Annotated in this window: 17 protein-coding genes; 15 read left to right on the top strand and 2 right to left on the bottom strand. The window is 66.2% G+C overall.

The genetic code is table 11. From position 1 onward, the window contains the following. The first annotated feature begins 98 nt into the window (after nucleotides 1–98). On the top strand, nucleotides 99–2,357 hold the full coding sequence (locus E4P09_RS23980; protein ID WP_137392192.1) for a GumC family protein: 2,259 nt from the start codon (nucleotides 99–101) through the stop codon (nucleotides 2,355–2,357). 25 nt (nucleotides 2,358–2,382) lie between these two features. On the opposite strand, the gene E4P09_RS23985 is transcribed toward E4P09_RS23980, so the two are convergent. Then, nucleotides 2,383–3,576, bottom strand: coding sequence for a glycosyltransferase family 4 protein (locus E4P09_RS23985; RefSeq protein ID WP_137392193.1), 1,194 nt, complete (start codon nucleotides 3,574–3,576; stop codon nucleotides 2,383–2,385). A 177-nt stretch (nucleotides 3,577–3,753) separates the two neighbouring features. On the opposite strand from E4P09_RS23985, the gene E4P09_RS23990 reads away from it, so the two are divergent. Genes E4P09_RS23990 through E4P09_RS24025 form a run of 8 tightly spaced genes read left to right on the top strand, consistent with a single transcriptional unit; the run spans nucleotide 3,754 to nucleotide 11,659 of the window. After that, the gene (locus E4P09_RS23990; protein WP_170984617.1) at nucleotides 3,754–4,998 is read left to right on the top strand and encodes a polysaccharide biosynthesis/export family protein; all 1,245 of its coding nucleotides are present in this window, start codon (nucleotides 3,754–3,756) and stop codon (nucleotides 4,996–4,998) included. A 13-nt stretch (nucleotides 4,999–5,011) separates the two neighbouring features. Beyond that, complete coding sequence (locus E4P09_RS23995; RefSeq protein ID WP_239025348.1) at nucleotides 5,012–5,680, top strand: sugar transferase; 669 nt, start codon at nucleotides 5,012–5,014, stop codon at nucleotides 5,678–5,680. After that, a complete protein-coding gene (locus E4P09_RS24000; protein WP_137392195.1) occupies nucleotides 5,677–6,594 on the top strand; it encodes a methionyl-tRNA formyltransferase in 918 nt (305 codons plus the stop codon). Before E4P09_RS23995 ends, E4P09_RS24000 begins: the two co-directional genes overlap by 4 nt. After that, complete coding sequence (locus E4P09_RS24005) at nucleotides 6,591–7,316, top strand: PIG-L deacetylase family protein (protein ID WP_137392196.1); 726 nt, start codon at nucleotides 6,591–6,593, stop codon at nucleotides 7,314–7,316. The genes E4P09_RS24000 and E4P09_RS24005 overlap by 4 nt, the downstream gene beginning before the upstream one ends. 2 nt (nucleotides 7,317–7,318) lie before the next feature. Beyond that, nucleotides 7,319–8,518, top strand: coding sequence for a DegT/DnrJ/EryC1/StrS family aminotransferase (locus tag E4P09_RS24010; protein ID WP_137392197.1), 1,200 nt, complete (start codon nucleotides 7,319–7,321; stop codon nucleotides 8,516–8,518). Between the two features lie 12 nt (nucleotides 8,519–8,530). Further along, a complete protein-coding gene (locus E4P09_RS24015; RefSeq protein ID WP_137392198.1) occupies nucleotides 8,531–9,493 on the top strand; it encodes an ATP-grasp domain-containing protein in 963 nt (320 codons plus the stop codon). Nucleotides 9,494–9,506: 13 nt separating this feature from the next. Then, nucleotides 9,507–10,304 (top strand): HAD family hydrolase, encoded by a 798-nt coding sequence (locus E4P09_RS24020; RefSeq protein ID WP_137392199.1) that lies wholly within the window; start codon nucleotides 9,507–9,509, stop codon nucleotides 10,302–10,304. Continuing rightward, entirely contained in the window at nucleotides 10,301–11,659 is a 1,359-nt protein-coding gene (locus E4P09_RS24025) for a lipopolysaccharide biosynthesis protein (RefSeq protein WP_239025349.1), read from the top strand. The genes E4P09_RS24020 and E4P09_RS24025 overlap by 4 nt, the downstream gene beginning before the upstream one ends. Here E4P09_RS24025 and E4P09_RS24030 read toward each other — a convergent pair. After that, nucleotides 11,639–12,808 carry a glycosyltransferase family 4 protein gene (locus E4P09_RS24030; protein WP_137392200.1) on the bottom strand — a complete coding sequence of 390 codons (1,170 nt, stop codon included), beginning with the start codon at nucleotides 12,806–12,808 and terminating at the stop codon, nucleotides 11,639–11,641. The two genes, E4P09_RS24025 and E4P09_RS24030, sit on opposite strands and share 21 nt — an antisense overlap. Before the next feature lie 240 nt (nucleotides 12,809–13,048). On the opposite strand from E4P09_RS24030, the gene E4P09_RS24035 reads away from it, so the two are divergent. The 6 genes from E4P09_RS24035 (at nucleotide 13,049) to E4P09_RS24060 (ending at nucleotide 21,901) form a co-directional block, all read left to right on the top strand. Further along, nucleotides 13,049–14,263, top strand: coding sequence for a glycosyltransferase family 4 protein (locus tag E4P09_RS24035; RefSeq protein ID WP_137392201.1), 1,215 nt, complete (start codon nucleotides 13,049–13,051; stop codon nucleotides 14,261–14,263). Further along, a complete protein-coding gene (locus E4P09_RS24040; RefSeq protein ID WP_137392202.1) occupies nucleotides 14,250–15,110 on the top strand; it encodes a sulfotransferase family protein in 861 nt (286 codons plus the stop codon). Before E4P09_RS24035 ends, E4P09_RS24040 begins: the two co-directional genes overlap by 14 nt. A 238-nt stretch (nucleotides 15,111–15,348) precedes the next feature. Beyond that, nucleotides 15,349–17,496 (top strand): polysaccharide biosynthesis protein, encoded by a 2,148-nt coding sequence (locus E4P09_RS24045; protein WP_137392203.1) that lies wholly within the window; start codon nucleotides 15,349–15,351, stop codon nucleotides 17,494–17,496. Then, nucleotides 17,496–18,968 (top strand): hypothetical protein, encoded by a 1,473-nt coding sequence (locus E4P09_RS24050; protein WP_137392204.1) that lies wholly within the window; start codon nucleotides 17,496–17,498, stop codon nucleotides 18,966–18,968. The genes E4P09_RS24045 and E4P09_RS24050 overlap by 1 nt, the downstream gene beginning before the upstream one ends. 45 nt (nucleotides 18,969–19,013) lie before the next feature. Next, the gene (locus E4P09_RS24055) at nucleotides 19,014–21,098 is read left to right on the top strand and encodes an FkbM family methyltransferase (protein WP_137392205.1); all 2,085 of its coding nucleotides are present in this window, start codon (nucleotides 19,014–19,016) and stop codon (nucleotides 21,096–21,098) included. Nucleotides 21,099–21,205: 107 nt separating this feature from the next. Further along, the gene (locus E4P09_RS24060; RefSeq protein WP_338049027.1) at nucleotides 21,206–21,901 is read left to right on the top strand and encodes a nitroreductase; all 696 of its coding nucleotides are present in this window, start codon (nucleotides 21,206–21,208) and stop codon (nucleotides 21,899–21,901) included. The last annotated feature ends 132 nt before the right edge of the window (nucleotides 21,902–22,033 follow it).

Here is a 22,033-nt window from a genome sequence, read left to right on the forward strand (position 1 = left end):
GATGTCTGTAAGTATTACTCAGATATTTTTAAAAATAAATGATCTAATATTGTGATTTCTTGCTTCGTTTGACTTAGTTATGAAAGAAAAGGTGCGCAATGTTGGAGGCGAGACGAGGCATTGATGGGGCGAAACCGGACGCTGCCGGCGAAGAAATATTTGCGCCGTCGCAGGCCACTCATGTCATCGGTCTTCGCGATACCATTGCGCTCATCCGCAGGCGCAGGTTCTTCATCGCCTCGTTCGTCTCGGTGTCGCTTGCGCTGTTGGCGATCGCGCTGATGCTTGCGCCCAACAGCTACACGGCCACGGCGGCGATCGTGCTCGAACGCAAGGAAGCGCCGCTGCTGGAGGCGGTGACCGAACTGCAGAGCGAGGAGCGCGACCGCTCGGCGATCGAGACGGAGATGGACATCATCGGCTCGCGCGTGCTGGCGGGACGCGTGGTCGATGCCATGAACCTGATCGACCATCCCTGGTTCAACACCTATCTGCCGGAGGAGGGGGAGGAGACCAGCATCGCCGCGCGCATCAAGGACTGGATCGGGAGCCTCGGCGCCTCGGTGGGGCTCGATCTCGCTGGCTCGGTCAGGAGGATGCCTGCCGTTTCCGTGCAGCGGGACCAGGCGATCACCAGCTTCCTATCCAAGCTGAGCGTGAGCCGAAGCGGCGACAGTCTGGCGGTTTCGGTGCATGTCACCACGCCGGACCCCGAGCTTTCGGCGACCCTCGCCAATACGGTGGCGAATGTCTATGTCGCCTGGCTGCAGGACGTGAAGAAGCAGGCGATGACCGATGCGGTGACGTTCCTGCGGGAGCAGGCGGACGAGATCGCCGAGCGGATCGCGGATAACGAGCGCAAGATCGCCGAGTTCAGCCGCACGAACGATTTGGCCTCCGAGGCGCGGGACGACGTGCTGCGCCAGCGCATCGACGGCACCAACACCCAGCTCACGGCCGCCAGAGTGGAGCTGGCCGGGATTCAAGCCCGACGGCAGCAGGCGATCGGGATGCTGCACGGCGCTACCGACATGGATGGCGCGGCGTTGACCTCACCCCTGCTGGCGTCGCTCAAGGGCGACCAGGCGCGCGTCATGCGCGAGCGCGCGCAATATGCCTCGAACCTCGGGCCCAACCATCCGCAGGTGCTGCAAGCGGACGCGCAGCTTGCAAGCGTTGCCGAGATGATCAAAGGCGAGATCAACCACATTATCGAGGATCTGGCAGGGGAAGAGCGGATCGCCGCCGAGCGCGTGCGGCAGCTGGAGAATGACATCGCCGACCTGCAGACGCGCCTGAGGGAAAAGGCGCTGGCGGAAATCAGAAAGCGCGAGCTGGAGCGGGACCTGCTGGCGGATCAGAAGCTGCACGACGTCGTCGTGGCGCGGCTTGGCGGGCTCGATCCCTATGCGGAGATCGCCCAGCCCAGCGCCAGGGTGGTGTCGGTCGCGGCGGTACCCACCCGTCCGGCCTTTCCGCAGAAGAGCCGGATCTTCGCCGGCGGCCTCGTGGGCTCTGCGCTGCTGGCCATATTGTTCGCGGTCGCGATCGAGACGCTGGATACGAAGATCCGCTCGGGCGAGAGGATCTTCAACGTCGCGCAGCTGCCGAACCTCGCCAATATCCCGAGATTGCCGCGGCGGCTCGGCCGAAGGGTGCGGGCGTCCCTGGGCCATCTGGCAGAGCTCAAGCGCTCGAGCTATACGGAGGCGCTGAGGTCACTCTATCTCGCCTGCCGCATCCGGCTTCCCATGGCGAAGCCGGCGGTCGTGTTCACCGCGCCTTTGTCCCGCGAGGGCGCGGCCGAGATCGCCCTGGGCTTCGCCTGCATGGCGGTGCAGGATGGCGTCAAGGCGGTGCTGGTGGATTTCGATCCTCGCTCGGCGCTACCGTTGGCGGAGCGCGATGACATACCGGGCTTGGGTGCAGTGCTGTCCGGTGAGCGTTCGCTTGCGGACTGCCTGTATTCACTTCCGAACATTCCGGGGCTCGACGTGCTCAAGATCCACGATCGGGCCGCCCCCGATGGCATGACCTCCCTGCACTCCAAGGTGCTGCGCTGGCTGATGGAGGAACTGCGGGCTTCGCACGAGATCGTGGTTATCTGCTGCGCGCCGGTTCTCATCCTCGAGGATGCCAACAGCCTCGCCCCGCATGTGGACGGTGTGCTGCTGGTCACCGAGTTCGCCCGCACCAGAGAGCAGGAGCTGGCCAGCGCGACGGCCCGGCTCCGCATCAACCATGCGCCGCTGATCGGCACCGTGCTGACCGGGGTGGAGCCGCAGGGACAGCCCGGACGGCATCCGCTGAACGTGGCGAATTATCCGCGCCAGGCGAGGGCCTATCTGAGGTATTGAGATGACCATGGACGGGAAGCGGGCATCACCGGCCGTCGGCCGTGCCGAGCAAGTCCATTTCGGTGAGCAGGTGACGGTTCACCGCCTCGACATCGAAGCGGGTGCGCGCGACCTCCAAAGCGCGCTTGCCCATGGCCCGGGCAAGCATCGGATCGCGGATGAACCGTTCCATGGCAGCAGCCAGCGCAGTGGGATCTCTCGGCGGCACGATGAAGCCGTTCTCGCCGTTAATGACAGTTTCGCGGCAGCCGGGGCTGTCGGCTGTGATGATGGGGCGGCCCATGGCCATGGCTTCGAGGATGCTGCGGGGCACGCCCTCGCGGTAATAGGACGGCAGCACGAACACGCTCGCATCGCGCAGGAAGGGCCGCACGTCCCTGGTCTCGCCCAGATACTCGACGGCGCCCGAAGCGGTCCAAGCGTCGATTTCGGCACGGGAGATGGCAAGCGGGCTTGGATCGAGCGGACCGAGAATGCGGAAGCGGGCCTGCGGGTGGCGCTGGTGGAGGTCGAGCGCTGCCTTGGCGAATTCGGCGATGCCTTTCTCGCGCAAGAGGCGGGCGATGAGCAGGAAGGCCGGTGCCCCGGCCGGCAGGGGAGCCGGCTGGAAGCGCTCGAGATCGACGCCCGAGCCCGCCACCATGATGATCGGGGTGTCACCACTGACCATGCGACCGGCGCGGATGTCGTGCGCGTCCGCGTCGTTGTAGACGAAGACCCGGCGGCAGCCGCGCAGGGCGATCCGGTAGAGCCGGGTGGCCAGCCGGCGGATGAGGCGCAGGCGGAGGCTCGCCGCGCTGTCGCTAAACACGTAGCCGAGCCCGGTGACCAGGGCATAGCGGCGCCTGATGCCGGCCAAGCGCGCGGCGATCAGGCCGTAGATGATAGGCTTCATGGTGTAGCAAAGCACCACGTCCGGGTCGTGAGCGCGGAGCACGCGCCAGAGATGGGCGAGGGTGCGCAGGTCTGCGAACGGGTTGAGGCCGGCGCGGGCCATGGGAACCCGGTGAAACTCCACCTCGATCGCGCTGAGCGCCGCAACGCTTGCGGGGTCATGTTCTGGCCCGAAAGCAATCACCCTGTGGCCCCCCGCCGTCATGGCGGCAAGCAGGCGATAGCGGAAGTTCACCAGCGAGGCCGTGTAGCTGCAAATCACAGCCACGGTGCGGACGGGTGTGGCGACCGCCTGGATGCTCTGGCTGTCGACGTGCCGGATCATGGGCGCTCCTCCCGAAGTAAGCCGAACAAACTCGCGTTTTCTTCTATTATCATGATAAAGATTGGACAGTAAAACTATATTGTGAGAATATATAAGTTGGCACGAGTTAGAGATTTCGAAAAGAAATCTCGGGGATAGGTCATGGATTACGTTTCAAAAATGACAATAAAATCCTGTATGGGGGCCGTTATTGTGCTGCTGCTCGTCGCGATCTGTTGGACGAGGGCAAGCGCAGGTGAAAGCAACGGTTTCCAGCTGGCTCCCGGCGACACGCTCAAGCTCGACATCCTCGATGACGACAAGGACCCGGTGGACCTGCTGATCGCCGGGGACGGAACCATCCAGGCACCCTATCTGGGGCCGGTCCACGTGGCGGGGCTGCCAATTGCGGAGGCGTTGCGGCAGGTGACCGAGGCCTATGCCGCCCGGCGGATCTTCATCGTGCCCAAGATCGCGCTGTCGGTGGCAACCTACCGGCCGGTTTTCGTGATGGGTGACGTGCGCCAGCCCGGTGCTTACCCGTTCCAGCCGAAACTGACCGCGGAAAAGGCGCTGGGTCTTGCGGGCGGCCAGATCACCGCCGCGGGCGGTGAGGATCCGATCATGGCGCGAGCGCGCCTGCGTGGCCAACTGGAGGAGATCGAAGCCGGCCTCATTCGCGAGGCGCTGGCGATCGCGCGGCTCAGGGCGCAGCTGGCCGGTCAGCCCGACATTCTCGATGAGGACGTGCCGGCCGAGGCGCGAGCCTATGTGGACGGGCCGGTGGCAGAGACCCTGCGGCAGGTGGAGCAGCAGATCCTGGCCAGAGAGCGCGACGGCTTTACCGAGCGCAAGCAGATCCTGACCGAAGGCATTGCGGAAGCGGAGCGCGGGCTGGTGCTGCTGCAGAAACTGGCCGAGAGGTCGGCCGACAGCGTTGCGTTCACCCAGTCGGAACTGGAGCGGGCGCGAAAGCTGCAGAAGCAGGGCATCAAGACCATGAACGAGGTGTTCAGCCTGGAGCGGCAGCTGGCGACCGACGAGGCCCGTCAGCTCCAGGTGCTGGCCAATCTGTCCGATGACCGGCGGGGCATCGGGCTGTTGAGGAGCCAGCTGGCCGATCTCGAACACAAGCGTCATCTGGAGGCGCTTACGGATCTGCAGACCCATCAGGCGGACCTCGCGAAAGCGATCGCATCGCGCCGCGCGGGCGAGGAACAGCTCATGCTCCTGGCCAGCATGACGGCGGAAGACGTGGCGGCGCAGCGCGAGATGGTGCTGAGCTTCACCATCCGGCGCGAGATCGACGAGGTGGTGAGCGATGTGCCGGCCAAACCGTCCACGCTGTTGTTTCCCGGCGACGTGCTGGTGGTGAAGATCGAGCCCGCCACCGGGGCCGCCCCGATTGCGGCCCTGCACAGGGTCGACCAGCCGGTGCAATAGGAGGAAGCGCGCTGTGCTGGCGGAGATCGACAATGCGGTACGGTCCACGCCGGTGCGGGAGCACGGGATGGCGCTGCAGCGGGCCGCGGCCGGGGCCGCGCTGCTCGCCGCTGCGCTGCCGGCCGCGGCGGTTGCCCTGGCCGTTTGGCTGACGCTCGGCCGCCCGGTGCTGTTCCGACAGGTGCGCAGCGGGCTGGGCGGCCGCTGCTTCACCATCGTGAAGTTCCGCACCATGCACGAGCATCGTGATGCAGCAGGCGCGCTCCTGCCCGACCACTTGCGTGAAACGGGCCTGACCCGCTGGATCCGGCGCTGGCGGCTTGACGAGATCCCGCAGCTGTGGGCGATCGTTGCGGGAGACATGAGCTTTGTTGGCCCACGGCCGCTGCGGCCGGAGACGATCGCCAGTTTCCGCGCGCTGGGTATCGCGCGGGGCCGGGTGCGGCCGGGCCTCACCGGCTGGGCGCAGGTAAACGGCAATGTGCGGCTGACCGATGCGGACAAGCTGGCGCTGGACATCTGGTACATCGACCACCGCACCCTGCGTCTGGACCTCAAGATCCTGCTGATGACCATCGCCACCCTTCTTCGCGGGGAGCGCGTGCGCGCCGAGGCGGTTGCGGCGGCGCAGGCCCATCTTGCCGCGCGGTTCGCGGGCGGATCCGGTGGAGCTGGCCCATGAGGATGGCCTTTGTTGGCGCGGTGGAGGGCTCGGCGATCGCGCTTAGAGCATTGGTCGAAGCGGGGATGGCGCCGGCCCTGGTGATCACCCTGCCGCCGGAAGCCCGCCACCGCCACTCGGACTACGTCGACCTGGCGCCCTTGGCCCAGGCTGGCGGAAGCGCGCTGCTCCATGCGAGGCATGTGAACCGGCCGGAGGTGATTGAAGCCATGCGTGCGGGCGAGATCGACCTGACGTTGGTGATCGGCTGGTCGGAGATCTGCGGGGCGGATTTCCGCTCTGTCGCGCGCATGGGCACTATCGGCTTTCACCCGGCGCCGCTGCCGCGGATGCGCGGGCGTGCCGTGATCCCCTGGACGATCCTTCTGGGCGAGACGACCACGGCGGCCACCTTGTTCTGGCTGGACGACGGGGTCGATTCCGGGCCGATCCTGCGGCAGGAGCAGATGGAGATCGCACCCGACGAGACGGCGCGCAGCCTCTATGCCAAGCAGACCCAAGCGCTCGCCCGCCTGTTGCCGGAGGCGGTGGCGCTGGTGCGGAACGGCGCGGCCCCGCGCATTCCACAGGATCACGCCGCCGCCACCTATTGCGCCAAGCGCACGGCGGAGGACGGCCGCATCGACTGGCGCGAGCCGGCGGAGCATGTGCTGCGGCTCATTCGTGCGGTGGGGGACCCCTATCCCGGCGCGTTCTCCACCTATGACGGGAGCAAGCTGTTCGTCGATGAGGCCGTGCTTCTGCCGGACGGGCACCGCTATATCGGGCTTCCCGGCCAAGTGCAGTGCCATACGGCCGACGGCTTCGCGGTGCGCTGCGGCGATGGGGCCTCAATCCACGTTACCGGCTGGCGGTGTGAGGGAAGCGCCGAGCGGCCGAAGCTCCATGCCAAGCTGGGAGACATCACCCCATGACTTTCGGGCTCGACAGCTTCGGGCGGACGCTGGTGATCGCCCCCCATCCGGATGACGAGATCCTGGGGGCAGGCGGCACGATTGCGCGGCTCGCGCGCGCCGGCATGGAGGTGACCGTGGCGGTGGTCACCAGCGGCCGTCCACCAGCCTATTCCGCGGCCCAGGTTGCCCGGGTGCGGCACGAGGCCGAGCAGGCGCACCGCGCGCTCGGCGTGCGCGAGACCCTTTGGCTGGGCCAGCCGGCGGCGGAGCTGTCGGAGACGCCCCACGCGGCCCTCAATGCCGCCATTCGGGGCGTCATCGCCGATCTCGACCCCGCCACCCTGCTGGTGCCATTCGTGGGCGACATCCACCGCGACCACCAGCTCACCTTCCTGTCGGCGCTGGTGGCGGCGCGGCCACATCAAGCGAAGTTTCCCGCGACCATCCTGGCTTACGAGACCCTGTCGGAGACCAACTGGAATGCTCCGTATCTGAGCCCCGGCTTCCAGCCCAACGTGTTCATCGACATCTCAAACACGCTGCAGCTGAAGCTCGATGCCATGGAAATGTTCGCGTCGCAGCTGCGGGATTTTCCGCATGAGCGCTCGGCGGAGGCGCTCAAGGCCTTGGCCATGCTGCGCGGGGCTGCCGTCCATTGCCATGCCGCTGAGGCTTTCGTGCTGGTGCGGCACGTGGTGCGCGCGCCAGGCGAAGAGTCGGACCGGATCAAGGGAGGCTGAACATGAACCGCTGGCCGCACTATGACGAGGCGCAGATCGCGGAAGTGGCTGATGTGCTCAGGTCGGGCAGGGTGAATGCCTGGACCGGCACCCGCATCGCCGCGTTCGAGGAAGCCTATGCGGCGCTTCTGGGCCGGCGCCATGCCATCGCCTTGGGGAACGGTACCGTGGCCCTGGACGTGGCGCTGCAGGCCATCGGCCTCGCGCCGGGGGACGAGGTTATCGTCACCCCGCGCAGCTTCGTGGCCTCGGCCGCCTGCGTGCCCATGGCCGGGGGCGTGCCGGTCTTTGCCGATGTGGACAGGGACAGCCAGGCGATGACCGCGTCCACCATCGCGGCGGCGCTCACCGAGCGCACCCGGGCCATCATCATCGTGCATCTGGCCGGCTGGCCGGCGGAGATGGACGCGATCATGGCGCTGGCCAGAGAGCATGGCGTGCTGGTGATCGAGGACTGCGCCCAGGCCCATGGGGCCATGCTGCACGGCCGTCCCGTGGGCAGCTTCGGCGACATCGCCGCTTTCTCGTTCTGTCAGGACAAGATCATCACCACTGGGGGTGAAGGGGGGCTGCTGGCCATGGACGACGACCGTCTGTGGCAGCGGGCATGGAGCCTCAAGGACCATGGGAAGAGCTATGACGCCGTGTTCAGGCGCACGCACAAGCCGGGCTTCCGCTGGCTGCATGAAAGCTTCGGCTCGAATTACCGGATGACCGAGATGCAAGCTGCCCTCGGCCTTTGCCAGCTCGAGCGGCTGGAGCGCTGGCATGAGCAGCGGGCGGCCAATGCAGCCATTCTGATGCAAGCGTTCCGGTCGCTGCCGGGCTTGCGCACGCCGGTGCCGCCGCCGCATGTGCGCCACGCGTGGTATCGGTTCTACACCTTCGTCGAGCCGGACCGGCTGAGGCCGGGATGGAACCGGGACCGGATCCTAGAGACCATAACGAGCCGCGGGGTTGCGTGCTTCACCGGCAGCTGTTCGGAGATCTACCGGGAGCTCGCCTTCACGCGGGCCGGCTTCGGTCCGAGGGCGCCGCTGCCGGTTGCGGCCAGCCTTGGTGAGACGAGCTTGGCCTTCCTTGTGGATCCCTGCCAGAGCGAGGCGGACATGCGCCGGGTGGCTGCGGTGGTAAGGGAGGTCATGGCCGAGGCTGCGGGTGGCGGGGCCTCGGCGCGGACCCGTTCGCGCTATGTGGCCTGAAGGCTCGGCGCGATGGATCTGACGGTGCTCATCTCTTCGGCGGGGCGGCGTGTCGGGCTCATCGAGTGCTTCCGCCATGCCGCACGGCGCGCCGGACTGAGCCCTACCGTGCTGGCCTGCGACCAGAACCCCGCCATGAGCGCCGCCTGCTGGGCTGCCGACCAGTGCTTTCCGGTGCCCGCCTGCACCCACCCGGAATTTTCCGACGCGATGTTGGAGATCGTCCGGGCGTTCGGCGTGCGGCTGGTGGTGCCCACCATCGATCCGGAGCTTGCGCCGCTGGCTGTCGCCGCGGAGCGCTTCGCGCAGGTTGGGGCGCGGGTGCATGTGAGCCCGCCACCGGTGATCGAGGTGGTGCGCGACAAGCTGCGCACGGTGGAGGTTCTGGGCGCGGCAGGTGTGCCGGTGCCGGTGACCATCGCGCTCGACCAGCTCGGGCCATGCCGCCGGAGCCTCACCTGGCCGATGTTCCTGAAGCCTGCGGGCGGCAGCGCCAGCCGCGGCATCCGCATCATTCACGATCCGGACGAGCTGCCGGCGAACCCGGAGGAGCCGATGGTGCTGCAAGAGTTGCTGCGCGGCCCGGAATACACGGTGAACATGTTCATCGATCAGAGGGGCCATATGTGCAGCGCGATTGCCCATCGGCGGCTGCAGGTGCGCGCGGGCGAGGTGGAGAAGGGGCGAACCGAGCGCAACCCGCTATTCTATGACCTCGCTACTCTCGTGGCGCGGGCCTTACCGGAAGCCCGGGGCGTCATGTGTTTCCAGGCCATCCTGGACGAGCGGCTGGGGCCGCGGGTGTTCGAGGTGAACGCACGCTTCGGCGGCGGCTATCCGCTCGCTCACCACGCGGGCGCGGAATATGCACGCTGGCTCTTGGAGGAGGTGGCGGGCCTGCCCGCGCGGCCGCATGATGATTGGCGCGACGGAGTGCTGATGCTCCGCTACGACGCCGCGTTCTTCGAGGGGTGAGGAGACGGCCCGCGTGAGCTTGCCTTTCACCATCGTGTTCGACCTGGACGACACGCTCTATCTCGAGCGCGACTTCGTGCGCAGCGGCTTCAAGGCGGCGGACACATGGCTGCGCCGGAATAAGGGCGTTGAGGGGCTGGAGCAGGTCTGCCTTGCCCTGTTCGAGGCGGGGCAGCGGACACTAACCTTCGACCGCGCTCTCGACGCGCTCGGGCTTGGTGGCGACCAGGCGCTGCTTGCGCAGCTGATCCGTGTCTACCGAAGCCACGACCCAGCCATTGCCCTGACCGATGATGCCAAGCGGTTCCTTGCCACCAATCCTGCGCGGCATGGGCTGATCACCGACGGATTGCTTCTCACCCAGCAGGCGAAGGTGAGGGCGCTGGGCCTCGACCAAGCGCTCGGGTTCGTGCTGTGCACGGCAGCGCTGGGCGAGGGGTTCGGCAAGCCGCATTCGAGGCCGTTCAGGTGTCTGGAGGCCTGGGCGGCTCCCTTCAAGGCGCCGCTGGTCTATGTGGCCGACAATCCGCGCAAGGATTTCGTCACGCCCAAGGCACGGGGGTGGATGACGGTGGAAATCGCGCGGCCGGAGCGGGTGCACGACCACGCCGCGCCGGGTGCCGACCACGAGGCTCATATGCGGATCCGCTCGCTCGACGAGCTGCAGGATTGCCTGCACGAGCTGGCCTCCGCCCGGGCGGCAAGGATTTTCCTGACAGGCCGTCGTGCATTGCGTCCTTTGGCGGCCGATGGATCTGGTGAGAGTATCGAGGCCTGCTCTAACAGGCCGAGAAGGTGGAGCCTTACGTGATCTCTCCGGCCGCTGTGCGAAGCTTCGGCCGCCAGGCGCGGCGCTTCTGGCGCGAAGAGGCGGCCCTGCGCAGGCGCCTCGTCAACACGGGCCATCTGCTCACGGGCAATGTCTTCGGGTCGGCCATCGGCCTGGTCGCCTTCGTGTTGACTGCGCGGGCGCTGGGGCCGACCGACTATGGCATTCTCGCGCTCACGCTGGCCTATGTGCGGGCGGTGGAGCGGCTGATCGCCTTTCAATCCTGGCAGCCGCTGATCAAGTATGGCGCGGAGGTGCGCGGCCGCGAGCACCTCAACGACTACCGGGCGTTGCTGAAATTCGGGCTGCTGGTGGATATCGGGGCGGCGGCAACCGCGTATCTGACCGCCATCGGCCTTGCGCTGCTGTTCGGGCCGCTGGTGGGCATAAGCGCGCAAAACGTCGACCAGGTGCTGATCTATGCAACGGTGCTGCTGTTCCAGATCAGCGGATTTCCAACCGCGGTGATGCGGCTGGCCGGGCGGTTCAAGCTGACCGCCTATGGGGCGTTGATCAGCAGCGTGCTGCGGCTGGGCTTCTGCGCCGTCGGGCTCATCACAGGCCAGGGCCTGCGCTATTTCGTGATCGTCTGGACCGTCACGCAGATCATCGGTGCGTTGACCCTGCTTGGGCTTGCCTTCTGGGAGATCCGGCGGCAGGGCGTGCGCCGCTTGCTGTGGGCGCCTCTCACGGGCGTGACCCGCCGGTTCAAGGGGCTGTTGAGCTTCACGGTGGGCAGCAATGTCGAGCTCACGCTACGGTCGAGCGCCAACGAGTTCGATACCTTGCTGGTGGGCATGCTGGCCGGGCCTGCGGCGGCCGGCCTCTACCATATTGCCAAACGCTTGGGGCGCCTTGTGCTGCAATTGGGCGTGCAGGTGCAGGCGGTGCTCTACCCGGACGTGGCCCGGTTATGGGCGGATAACGCAGTGAACGAATTCCGCCGCGCCGTCTTGCAGATCGAGGTGATGCTGGCGGGCATCGGCGTCGCGCTCGTTATTGCCACTGCCCTTGTCGCCCAGCCGGTGCTCGCGTGGACGGCGGGGCCGAGCTTTGCGGATGCGGCGAGCCTGGCGGTCGTGCAGATGCTGGCCGTGACCATGACTCTCAGCGGCAGCGCGGTGCGCACCGCGCTGCTGGCCATGGGCCGGCAACCCTCGGTCTTGCGGGTGGTGAGCATCGCCACGGTGGCCTTTCACTTGACCGCGTTCAGCACCATTCCGTTCATCGGGGCGATGGGCGGCAATATCGCCCATGTGGTGATGGCGCTGGTGTGGCTCGTCGGCCTGTCGATGATCTATCGCACCGCGCTGCCCTCACAGCCGGCGCGCGTTTAGGGCGGCGTCCACCACGTCATCCCAGGCGGCCATCACGTTCTCGCTGGAGAACCGCCTGGCGGACAGGCGCGCATGGGCGGCGAGACTGCGGCGAAGCGAGTGGTCCCGCAAAAGCAATGACAGGGAAGCGGCGAGCGCGCCGATATTGCCGTCGGGCACGAGCAGCCCGTCCTCACCGTGGGTGATCATCTCGCGCGGCCCGAACCGACAATCGAAGGCGACGACGGGCAGGCCCGCCGCCATGGCTTCCATGAGAACGATGCCCCAGCCCTCGTAGCGGGAGGAGAGGACGAACACGTCGGTCGTCTCGATCCAGGCACCGGGCCGCTCGCTCACCCCGGGGAGGTGGACCCGGCCGGCCAGCCCCAAGGCGTCGCGCTGGGCGGTGAGCCGCTCGCGTTCCGGACCCTCGCCCCAGATCACCAGCTTCCAGTCCGGGTGGAGATCGGCAATCTGCGCGAAGGCTTCAAGCAGCAGGTCAAAGCCCTTCTGGGGCACCAGCCTGCCGACGGCCGCCACCGTGTTGCCGTTGCGGCGCGGAACGATATCAGGGGGCAAATGAACCTGGTTGGGGATGACCCAGCTGCGGCGGCGCTGCTCGCGTGGGAAGCAGTCCATGGCCCCCTGGGTCATGGTGATCAGCCCATAAGCCTTGGGGTAGCTCCAGCTGCGCAGACGGCTCCAGACGGGGCCGAAACTCTGCATCTCCGGGTTGTTGCGCTCGGACACGATCACGGGGATGCCGGTGCCTCTGGCCGCCAGCACCGACAAGACATTGGTGCGGGTGAGGAAGCTCACCACCAGGTCCGGTCTCAGCTCCAGGAAGGTGCGGCGGAGGAGGTGCAGGCGGCGCGCCGTCATCGCGGCGCCCAGCATGGGACCATAACGCCGCACCGGCACGTTCAGCCGGCGCAGCTCCACGCTTGGGGAAAGGGCATAGTAGGGAGCCGTCCCATCCGCCTCCGGGGTGACGATCGCCACCTGCCAACCGCGCAATGCCCATTGGTTGGCAAGAAAGCTCACCACGCCCTCGCTGCCGCCAGCGCCCAGGGCTGGCAATACCAGCGCAATGCGCGGGGCGCGCCTGGCGGACGCCGCCAGCACACCCTCGCCGCGCAGGGAAGGCACGCTGGTCAGGCCAAGGCTCATGATGGATCCGTTGTTGCCTATGATGGCGGAATGCTCGCCAGCAGACCCGAGCGTTTTCGCTTTTCCTGGAATCGCGAAACCGCTCTGAGTTCTTGCTTGTCGCATTTCCTGACGCGAACCGGCGTCCACTTCGCTCGAAAATGCTCCAGGGATGCGGTCGCGCGAAAGCTCCGATTTTCCTGACTTCCCGAGCGGGCGCGCCGCATTGCCAATAGGAGGTGCTGCAGCAGGGAAGAAACGATGCGCCAACAGCCCATTACGGTCTGCTTCCCGTTCATTGGCGACGAGATTGGTGGAAGCCACATCTCGGCCCTGAAGCTGGTGGAGGCGCTTCCGCCGGAGAAGGTAAGGCCGATCATTGCCCTTCAGAGACGGGACGGGCCGCTCGCGCGGTATCTGGCGGCACGGCGGCTGCCCTATACCTTCGTGCCGCATCCCCATCTGCTGAAAACGGACACCCTGCTGGGCCGGATGAAGGCAGGTTTCGACTGCCTGCGGCAAGCCGTGCCGCTGGCAACCTTTCTACGGGATCATGAGGTCGATATCGTCCACACCAATGACGGGCGGATCCATGCGCAATGGGCCATGCCGGCGCGGCTGGCCGGAGCGGCCCATGTGTGGCACCATCGCGGCGACCCGGATGCCCGCGGCGCCAATCTGTTGGCGCCCCTGGTTGCCGATCACATGGTCACGGTTTCGCGTTTCGCGCGCCCGCGGCGGCCGATCATGAGCCTGCAGCGCAAGCTCTCGGTGGTGCACAGCCCGTTCGAGCCGCCGGCAGCCACCCTCAGCCGTCCGACGGCGCGGGCCATGGTGATGCATGTGCTCCGCTGCGAGCACAATACCCGCTTCCTCGGCTATTTCGGCCTGCTGATCGAGCGCAAGCGGCCCCTGGCCTTCGTGGAGGTGGTGGCGGCCTTCTGCAGGCGCCATCCCGACATTCCGGTGATGGGCCTGCTGTTCGGCGTGCCGGGCAGCGAAAGCCCTCATTACGACCGGCTGGTGCTCGAGCGCGCGCAGGCCCTGGGGATCAGCAGCAGGATCAGGCTCATGGGATTTCGCGAGCCGGTCGATCCGTGGATGACGGCAATGGACGTGCTGCTGGTTCCGGCGGTGCGCGAGCCGTTCGGCCGCACGCTCATCGAAGCGATGTTCATCGGAACGCCGGTCGTGGCGACCAATGACGGCGGCAATTCCGAGGCGATCGAGCACGGCAAGACCGGCATTCTGGTTCCGCCCGACCAGCCGGAAGCCTTCGTCGCGCCGATCCATCGCCTGCTCGCGGATGAGGCTCACCGTCAGCGGATCACGGAGGAAGCGAGGGCACGAGCCTATGCCAGCTATAGCGTGAAGGCGCATGTGGACAAGCTCACGGCCATATACCAGGCGCTCAGGCCCGGCCGGGACGAGAACGCCTTGACGCCCGCCTGGGGTGCCCAGCATGACACTCGATGATATCGGCTTCCTCATCATCGGCGCGACGAAGAGCGCCACGACCTGGCTGCAACGCGCTCTGCAGCGCGACCCGGCCGTATCGATGCCGGACCCGGAGCTGCACTATTTCAGCCGGTTCCATGAGCGCGGGCATGACTGGTATCTCGCGCAGTTCCATAAGGGGCTGGAAACGCGGCTGCTGGGGGAGAAGTCGAACTCCTATCTCGAGAGCGCCGACGCCGCCCGCCGGATCGCGCGGGCCCTGCCGAATGTCCGCCTGATCGCGCAGCTGCGCAACCCGGTCGACCGGGCCTATTCCGACTATTGCATGATGTATCGACGCGGCGAGGTGGGGCGCAATATCGGCGCCTATCTCGATCCACGCAATCCGCAGGACACGCGCCTGCTCCGCGCCGGGTACTATTTCGAGCAGCTGAAGGCGTTCTACGATCACTTCCCGGCGGATCGCATTCACGTGACTTTCTATGAGACGGTGGCGAGTGATCCGGCGGGGCACCTCGCGGCAGTACGGCGTTTCCTGTCGCTCAACGAAGAGGTCTCGTTGGGTGGGGTGGATGCGAAGGTGAAAGACAAGACCGCGCCGATGCTGGCGCCGGCGCTGCGGCGCTGGCTCGCGCCGGTGAAGCCTGTGGTCGCGCCCATGCGACAGACCGCCCTGTTCCGCGGCGTGCATCGGGTGCTGGCCTCCGAGATCCGCTACAGCCCGTTGTCGGACAGTCTGCGTCGCCGGCTGGAGGAACACTACGCAGCTGATGTGGAACGCCTCGGCCGCCTCGTGGGGCGCGACTTGTCGCAGTGGCTCAACAGCGCAAAAGGTTCCCGTTCAGGCGGGCAGGCTTTTCCCTAAATGGCGATGTCTATCAGCAGTGCAATCTACGGGTTTTACTGACGCTCCTTGCGGTTTCGCTCCCTTTCATTCACCCCGCATTTTAGCAAACTAAACGTCCTGTTCCGACGCTCTGGAAAATAGCGAGGCGCTATGGCGGGCTCGTTCGCAATGATCGTGCCCATTGCTGGCTGTTTTTCAAAATTCACCGGATGGTTTTCTTGGAAAACCGTTTGATATAAAAACGGGGCGGCTTGCTATGCTGGATGACAACATAACCGCAAGTCAAAATCCTTCCAAAACTCTCGCAAATGCATCCAAGCTAAATTTACTGCTGGCCAACGGACGCGGCCAGACCGTCCTGTCCGCGGGAGCGGGCCGGCTGAAGAAGGCACCGGCGGCCCTGCGCACGCTGATCGCGCGGACGCGGCTGCGTGCGATCGTCAGCGCCACGGTGCGCAATCGGGAGCTCTATGCCTTGGACCTGGCGCTGAGCGCCGGAGCGCTGGTGCTGGCGACCGTCTTGCGCATCGGTCCGCAGGAGCTGTTGGCGGCCGAGGAGCGGACCCGCGCCCTGGCCGCCATGACCTGCGCTTTCACGGCGATCTGCGGCGTGACTTTTCCGCTTCTGGGCCTCTATAACCGGCAATGGAAATATGCCTCCATCCTCGATTATCTAAGCCTGGTCCGGGCCGTTCTCATCGCCTCCTTGGTGCTGATCACCGGCATGTTCTTCTATTCGCGGCTGGCGTTCGTGCCGCGCTCGACCATTGCCATCGAGATCACTCTGCTGGTCGCGGCGCTTGCGGCGACCCGGCTCGGTTTCCGGCAGGACGACCTCAAGATCTTCAACGCGGCTCAGCAAAGGACGGTAGCCCGTCACGAGCAGCTCGTGCCGGTGCTGCTGGTGGGCGTGGGTCACGAGGCGGATATCTATCTGCGGGCGCTTCAGCGCGACCGGAACGCAACCTATTGGCCGGTCGGCTTTCTCGACAATTCGGCCAGCGGAGTCGGCACGACCTTGCGCGGCGTGCCCATTCTAGGCACTACGGACGATTTCGACGCGGTGTTCGTGGAGCTCGATTACCAGGGCCGCAGACCGCGCCACCTGATCTTCACCATGCCGTTGTCATCTTTCGAGGGCGGTGCGGCCGAGCGGCTGATCCAGGCGGCGGACCGGCGCGGCCTGGTGGCATCCCGCCTGAGCTCGGCCACAGAACTCAAGACACCGAAGCTCAGCCGTGAGTTCGAACTGCGCCCGATCGAGCTGACCGATCTGTTGGAGCGGCCGCAGACGGCCCTGGACATGCCCGCTCTGCAGCGGTTCATCTCCGGCCGGCGGGTGCTGGTGACCGGTGCGGGCGGCTCGATCGGCAGCGAGCTCACCCGCCAGATCGCCGCGCTGGGGCCAGCCAACCTGACCCTGCTCGACAACTGCGAATTCAATCTCTACTCAATCGATCTCGATCTCAACGACCGGTTCCCGGCGGTGCCGCGCTCGGCCCATCTGTGCGATGTGCGCGACCTGCGCCGGGTCAACGAGATCTTCGCCCGGTCGCGACCGGAGCTCGTGTTTCACGCCGCCGCCCTGAAGCATGTGCCCATGGTCGAGCTGAACCCCTGCGAGGGCGCGCTGACCAATGTGTGCGGCACGGTGAACGTGGCGGAAGCGGCCAAGCGCTGGCGCGCCGCGGCCATGGTGCAGATCTCCACCGACAAGGTCGTCAATTCCACCAGCGTGATGGGGGCGACCAAGCGGCTTGCCGAGCTCTATTGCCAGGCGCTGGACATCGAGGGCCTGTCGGATCCGCGATCGCCGCGATTCATGACCGTGCGCTTCGGCAATGTGCTGGGCTCGAGCGGCTCGCTCATCCCGCTGTTCAAGGCGCAACTCGCCCGTGGCGGCCCGCTGACGGTCACCCATCCCGATATGGAGCGGTTTTTCCTGACCATCCGGGAAGCGGTGGAGCTGACCCTGCAGGCTTCGGCCTACGGCCTCGAAAAGCGCCTGGGGCAGGGCGAGATCTTCGTTCTCGACATGGGCAAGCCCATCAAGATCATCGACATTGCCCGACGGATGATCCGGCTGGCCGGCTACACGCCCGATCGGGACATCAAGATCGAGATCGTCGGCTGCCGGCCGGGCGAGAAGCTGTTCGAGGAGCTGTTCGATACGTCGGAAAGGCGTGTCTCGCCGCCGGTGCCCGGCGTGCTGGGCGCAGTGCCGGCCCCGGTGCCGCTGCCGGTGCTGCATGAGGCTTTCGCGCTGCTTCAGTCCTGCGCGACGATGGGCGATTGCGACGGCCTGTTCCGTGCCATTCGCCGGATATTGCCTCGGTTCCGGGAGGAACTCACCGACCGCGCGCCGCAGCGCAGCCGGCGGCAGGCGGAGCACGTGCTGCACTGATGGGAGTGGTTCCGGCAAAGCACTGGGCGAGGACGGTCCGGCTCGGGGCCGCCGTATTAGCTGCCGGCCTTTTCACGACGGCCGTGCCCGCCGGCGCTGCGGATGCGCGGCTGGCGGCCAAGGCGCGCGACGCGCTGGTCCGCGCCGCGACGTTCTATTCCGGGCTGTCCGTGCGCGGTTCTTACGTCTGGGACTATGCCGCGGATCTCAGCGTGAGAAAGGGCGAGGGAAAGGCAAGCCCCACCACCGGATGGGTGCAGCCGCCCGGGACGCCTGCCGTCGGCGCGGCATTCCTGCGGGTTTTCGAGGTCACCGGCGATGCGCGATGGCTGGATGCTGCGCGCAAGGCGGGCGAGGCTCTGGTCGAGACGCAGCTGATATCCGGCGGCTGGTACTATTCCATCGAGACGAACCGCACCCTGCAGTCGGCATGGTGCTACCGGGCGCGGCAGATCACGCCCGAGGCCTGCGAGGCCATGGGCGAAAACCGCGTGCGCAACCGAACCGTGCTCGACGACAACAACAGCCAGAGTGCGCTGCTCTTCCTGATAGAGCTCGACCGCGCGCTGGGCGGCAAGGATCGCGCCGTTCACGACGCGCTGCTCTATGGTCTCGAGAAGATCGCGCAGGCCCAGTATCCGAGCGGTGCCTGGCCGGTGATGTTCGACGAGCGGCCGAAGATGAAGGACGTGCCGCCTGCGCCAGCCGCCAGCCTGCCGGACACCTGGCCGCGCACATGGGTGAAGCCGGAGGGCGGGCCTTACTACATTCTCAACGACAATCTGGTGCGGGATACGGTTTACCTGTTCCTTCAGGCGGAGCGCCATTTCGACAATCCGGCCTTTCTGCGGAGCGCAACGCGCGCCGGCGAGTTCTTGCTCAAGGCACAGCTGCCCAAGCCGCAACGGGGTTGGGCGCAGACCTATGATGAAAAGATGCAGCCGGTGTGGGGGCGGAAGTTCGAGCCGCCGGCGGTGGCATCCCGCGAGACGGCCGGCGCCATCGCCTGTCTGATCGAGCTTTACGGACGGACCGGCGATGCGCGGCTGCTGGACAGCGCCAAGGAAGCGGCCGACTGGCTGCGTTCGGTTCAACTGCCGGACGGGGACTGGGCGCGGTTCTACGAGCTCGGCACCAACAGAGCGCTCTATATGAGCAACGACGAGCAGCTCACCTATGAGGCTCAGGACCTTCTCAGCCACTACGGGATGAAAGGACGCCAGAGCGTACCGCAAGCCCTTGCGCTGGTGAAAGAGATCGACGCCGGCAAGCCGGTGCGCAAGCGGCCGCCGTGGCCATCGGTCGCCGACCGGATGACGCCGTCCGAGGTGGAGGAGAGGACGCGCGCGCTGGTTGCAACGCTCGATGGGCAAGGGCGGTGGGTGGAGGACGGCTGGATCCGGAGCGCTACCTTTGTGGATGCAGTATTCGTCATGGCGAAGTTTCTGGACTATGCTGAGGACGCGCCGTAACGGCAGCCAGTCCTGCCGTCGGGGGCTCGAGGCTTCGGGGTCCGCATGTTGTCGCGCCTGCCCATAATCTCTGCCTTGGCGGCCTATGTGCTCAGCTTGTTCGCTGCCTATGCGCCCGGCTTCGCGCGCCGGGGCAAGATCTTCCGCCTCATTGCGCTGTTCTGCGATGGCCATGTGGTGCGGACGCGCTATGGCGTGCGCATGCATGTCAACCGCAAGGACAGGACCAACCAGTTCTGCATTCTCGGCACCTATGACAATGTCGCACGCGAGATCGACAAGCTCAGTCCCGGCATGTGCTTTATCGACATCGGGGCCAATGCGGGGCTGTTCACGCTGATGGCAGCCGAGCGGGTCGGGCCGGACGGCGTGGTGATCGCCTTCGAGCCATCGCCCGAGCAATATGGTTATCTCGTGCGGAATATCAGAGCCAATGGCGTGCACAACGTGCTGCCGCTGCAGCTGGCAGTGACTGACCGAACGGAACGGGTGGCCTTCTCGGCGCACGCAACGGCACACAGCGGAAGGCATCATATCCGTGCCCGCGGCGAAGAAGGTTCGTTTCCGGTGTTCGGCGTCAGGGTGGCGGAGGATTTTACTGCGGCGGCCGCCTTTTGCGGCCGGCGCAAGACCATGATCAAGATCGATGTGGAGGGTTTCGAGCTTCAGGTGGTGCAGGGAATCCGGCAGCTGATCCAGCAACTGCAGGTGGTCTCAGCGATCATCGAGGTCGATGCAGGCTCGCTCGGGCGGTATGGATCGACGCCGGAAGCCCTCTATGCCGAGCTGGCGGCGCTCGGTCTTGCCGCCTCGTCCAAGCCAACCGTCGCCTCCCACTATGATGAGGTGTTTGTGCGCAAGGACTTGGCCGGCACGTGGGAGAGGCGCCCCGACGCCGTGTCTTTACCGACACGGGCCGCCATTCGTGCCACGCATGCCGGGCTTGGCCAGCGGGTCGGCTGGCTCGCAGGATCGGTTGCGGCAGCCTATGCGCTGGTGCTCGCCTTCGTGGCCGTGGTCGACCCCTATGGGGTCACGGAAATCGTCTCCATACCGGGCATCAATGCGCAGAAGACCCAGCGCCTGGAAGGGGGTGGGCGGGTCGAGAAGTCGCTGGCGCTCTGGCGCGAGGACCACGACGCGGTCATCCTGGGCAGCACCTCGGCTCTGATGGGCATCAATCCGGACAGTCCGGCCTTTGCGGGTCTCAACGCCTATAATGCCGCCATTCCGGGTGCGACCATGGCGGAGATCCATGCGGTGGGGCAGTTCCTGCTGAACCACGGGCGGCCCAAGGTGCTTGTCATTGGCCTCGAATTCTCGATGTTCGAAGCCGACCGGACCATAGCCAAGGACTTCGAGCAGTCGGGCTTCGATGGTGACTGGATGCCGGCCGTCTATGCCCGCGCGCTGGGCTCGCCGCAGGCGCTGATCGACGCGCTGCAGACGGTCTATCACAACATGCGCGGCGTGCCCGAACGCACGCGGGACGACGGCTTTCAGGGGATGAACAAGACGCCCGATTTCGACTACCGCGAAGCTTTCACGGAGATCTTGGCGCGGGAATTCCTGGTGCGCGACTGGCATTATGCGGATTTCGACTATGACCCGGGCCGGGTGCGGCTGCTGGCGGACCTGCTGCAGCGCTTCGGGCAGACAGATACGCAGGTGCGGGTGTTCGTGTCACCAATCCATGCGCGCCAGCTGGAGGCGATCGTGGCCAAGGGCATCTACCCGGTTTACGAGACCTGGCTGCGGGACCTTGCGGCCGTAGCCGATGCGAATGCGCAGGCGGAGATCTGGGATTTCAGCGGCTATAATTCTGTCACCACGGAAGAGGTGCCGGACTGGGGCGATAAACGCCAGGATATGATGTGGTACTGGAATTCGGCCCGCTACACCCCGGCAACCGGCGAGGTGATGATCGCGAGCATGCTCGGCGCGACCGGTGGCGCAGTGCAGCCGCTGCCCGGCTTCGGCCGGCCGCTGAGCGTGGCCGGCATCGAGAGGATCCTCGAAGAGAACCGCGCCGGCAGGCAGGCCTATAGCCTCGCACATGGCGATGAGGTTGCCGACGTGGAGCGGCTGGTGCGCGAGGCCGCGGCAAAGCTCTCCGCCCACAGCATGTAGCAGCCGGATTGCCTGAACCGTTCCGAGCGCGCGAGCGAGCGCCTTGCCTCCACGCGTGTTTACCGGTTACTCAGGGGGAGATTTTGCGCCTACCCAGGAGGGCAGACTTGGACAGGTTGGATGTCGCGAACGAGGCCGCCGCGGAGGCCTTCGATCGGCTGATGCGCGAGCGGTGGAGCTGCCGCGCGTTTCGGCCCGACCCCGTACCGCGCGACACGATCGCATCAATTATCGCCGCCGCGCAGCATACGGCCTCGTGGTGCAACACCCAGCCCTGGCGGCTCACCGTCATGTCGAGCGAGGAGACCTCGCGCTTTCGGCAGGAGCTTTACGCCTATGCGGCGTCCGACCCCGAGCCGGATCCGGACATCCCGTGGCCCAGCTATCAGGGCGTTTATCTCGATCGCCGGCGCGAGGTGGGGTGGATGCTTTACGACGCCGTTGGGGTGAAGAAGGGCGACCGAGAGGGCTCTCGACTCCAGGCGCTGGAGAACTTCCGGTTCTTCGGCGCGCCGCATGTGGCGCTGCTGACCACCGACCGCGCGCTCGGGGTCTATGGCATTCTCGACTGCGGCGGCTTCATCCAGAGCTTCATGCTGGCGGCGCTGTCCCGCGGTGTCGCCTCCATTGCGCAGGCGGCGATCGCCTCCTACGGCAGCTTCGTGCGCAAGCGGCTCGGCATCGGCGACGACCGGGTGCTGATCTGCGGAATTTCCTTCGGCTATCCGGATCTCTCCCACCCGGCGAACAGCTTCAAGGCACCGCGGGCGGATGTGCCGGACGTGGCGGAATTTCGGGAGTGAGCGCTGCCGGAGCACTGCCCCTTTTCTTGGGATCGCGGAACCGCCTCGCAAGTTCTTGCCTTCTCGCGTTTTCTTCACGCGAACCGGCATCCACTTCGCTCGAAAATGCTCTACTGCGCGCAAGTCGATTTC

Origin of the sequence: Rhodoligotrophos defluvii, from assembly GCF_005281615.1 — a bacterium.
GTDB classification, from domain to species: Bacteria; Pseudomonadota; Alphaproteobacteria; order Rhizobiales; family Im1; genus Rhodoligotrophos; species Rhodoligotrophos defluvii.

Bases quoted from the DNA above. Each gene is read 5' to 3' on its own strand.
- E4P09_RS23980 (WP_137392192.1), top strand. From the start codon at position 99: ATGTTGGAGGCGAGACGAGGCATTGATGGGGCGAAACCGGACGCTGCC.
- E4P09_RS23985 (WP_137392193.1), bottom strand. From the start codon at position 3,576: ATGATCCGGCACGTCGACAGCCAGAGCATCCAGGCGGTCGCCACACCC.
- E4P09_RS23990 (WP_170984617.1), top strand. From the start codon at position 3,754: ATGGGGGCCGTTATTGTGCTGCTGCTCGTCGCGATCTGTTGGACGAGG.
- E4P09_RS24000 (WP_137392195.1), top strand. From the start codon at position 5,677: ATGAGGATGGCCTTTGTTGGCGCGGTGGAGGGCTCGGCGATCGCGCTT.
- E4P09_RS24005 (WP_137392196.1), top strand. From the start codon at position 6,591: ATGACTTTCGGGCTCGACAGCTTCGGGCGGACGCTGGTGATCGCCCCC.
- E4P09_RS24010 (WP_137392197.1), top strand. From the start codon at position 7,319: ATGAACCGCTGGCCGCACTATGACGAGGCGCAGATCGCGGAAGTGGCT.
- E4P09_RS24015 (WP_137392198.1), top strand. From the start codon at position 8,531: ATGGATCTGACGGTGCTCATCTCTTCGGCGGGGCGGCGTGTCGGGCTC.
- E4P09_RS24030 (WP_137392200.1), bottom strand. From the start codon at position 12,808: ATGAGCCTTGGCCTGACCAGCGTGCCTTCCCTGCGCGGCGAGGGTGTG.
- E4P09_RS24035 (WP_137392201.1), top strand. From the start codon at position 13,049: ATGCGCCAACAGCCCATTACGGTCTGCTTCCCGTTCATTGGCGACGAG.
- E4P09_RS24040 (WP_137392202.1), top strand. From the start codon at position 14,250: ATGACACTCGATGATATCGGCTTCCTCATCATCGGCGCGACGAAGAGC.
- E4P09_RS24045 (WP_137392203.1), top strand. From the start codon at position 15,349: ATGCTGGATGACAACATAACCGCAAGTCAAAATCCTTCCAAAACTCTC.
- E4P09_RS24050 (WP_137392204.1), top strand. From the start codon at position 17,496: ATGGGAGTGGTTCCGGCAAAGCACTGGGCGAGGACGGTCCGGCTCGGG.
- E4P09_RS24055 (WP_137392205.1), top strand. From the start codon at position 19,014: ATGTTGTCGCGCCTGCCCATAATCTCTGCCTTGGCGGCCTATGTGCTC.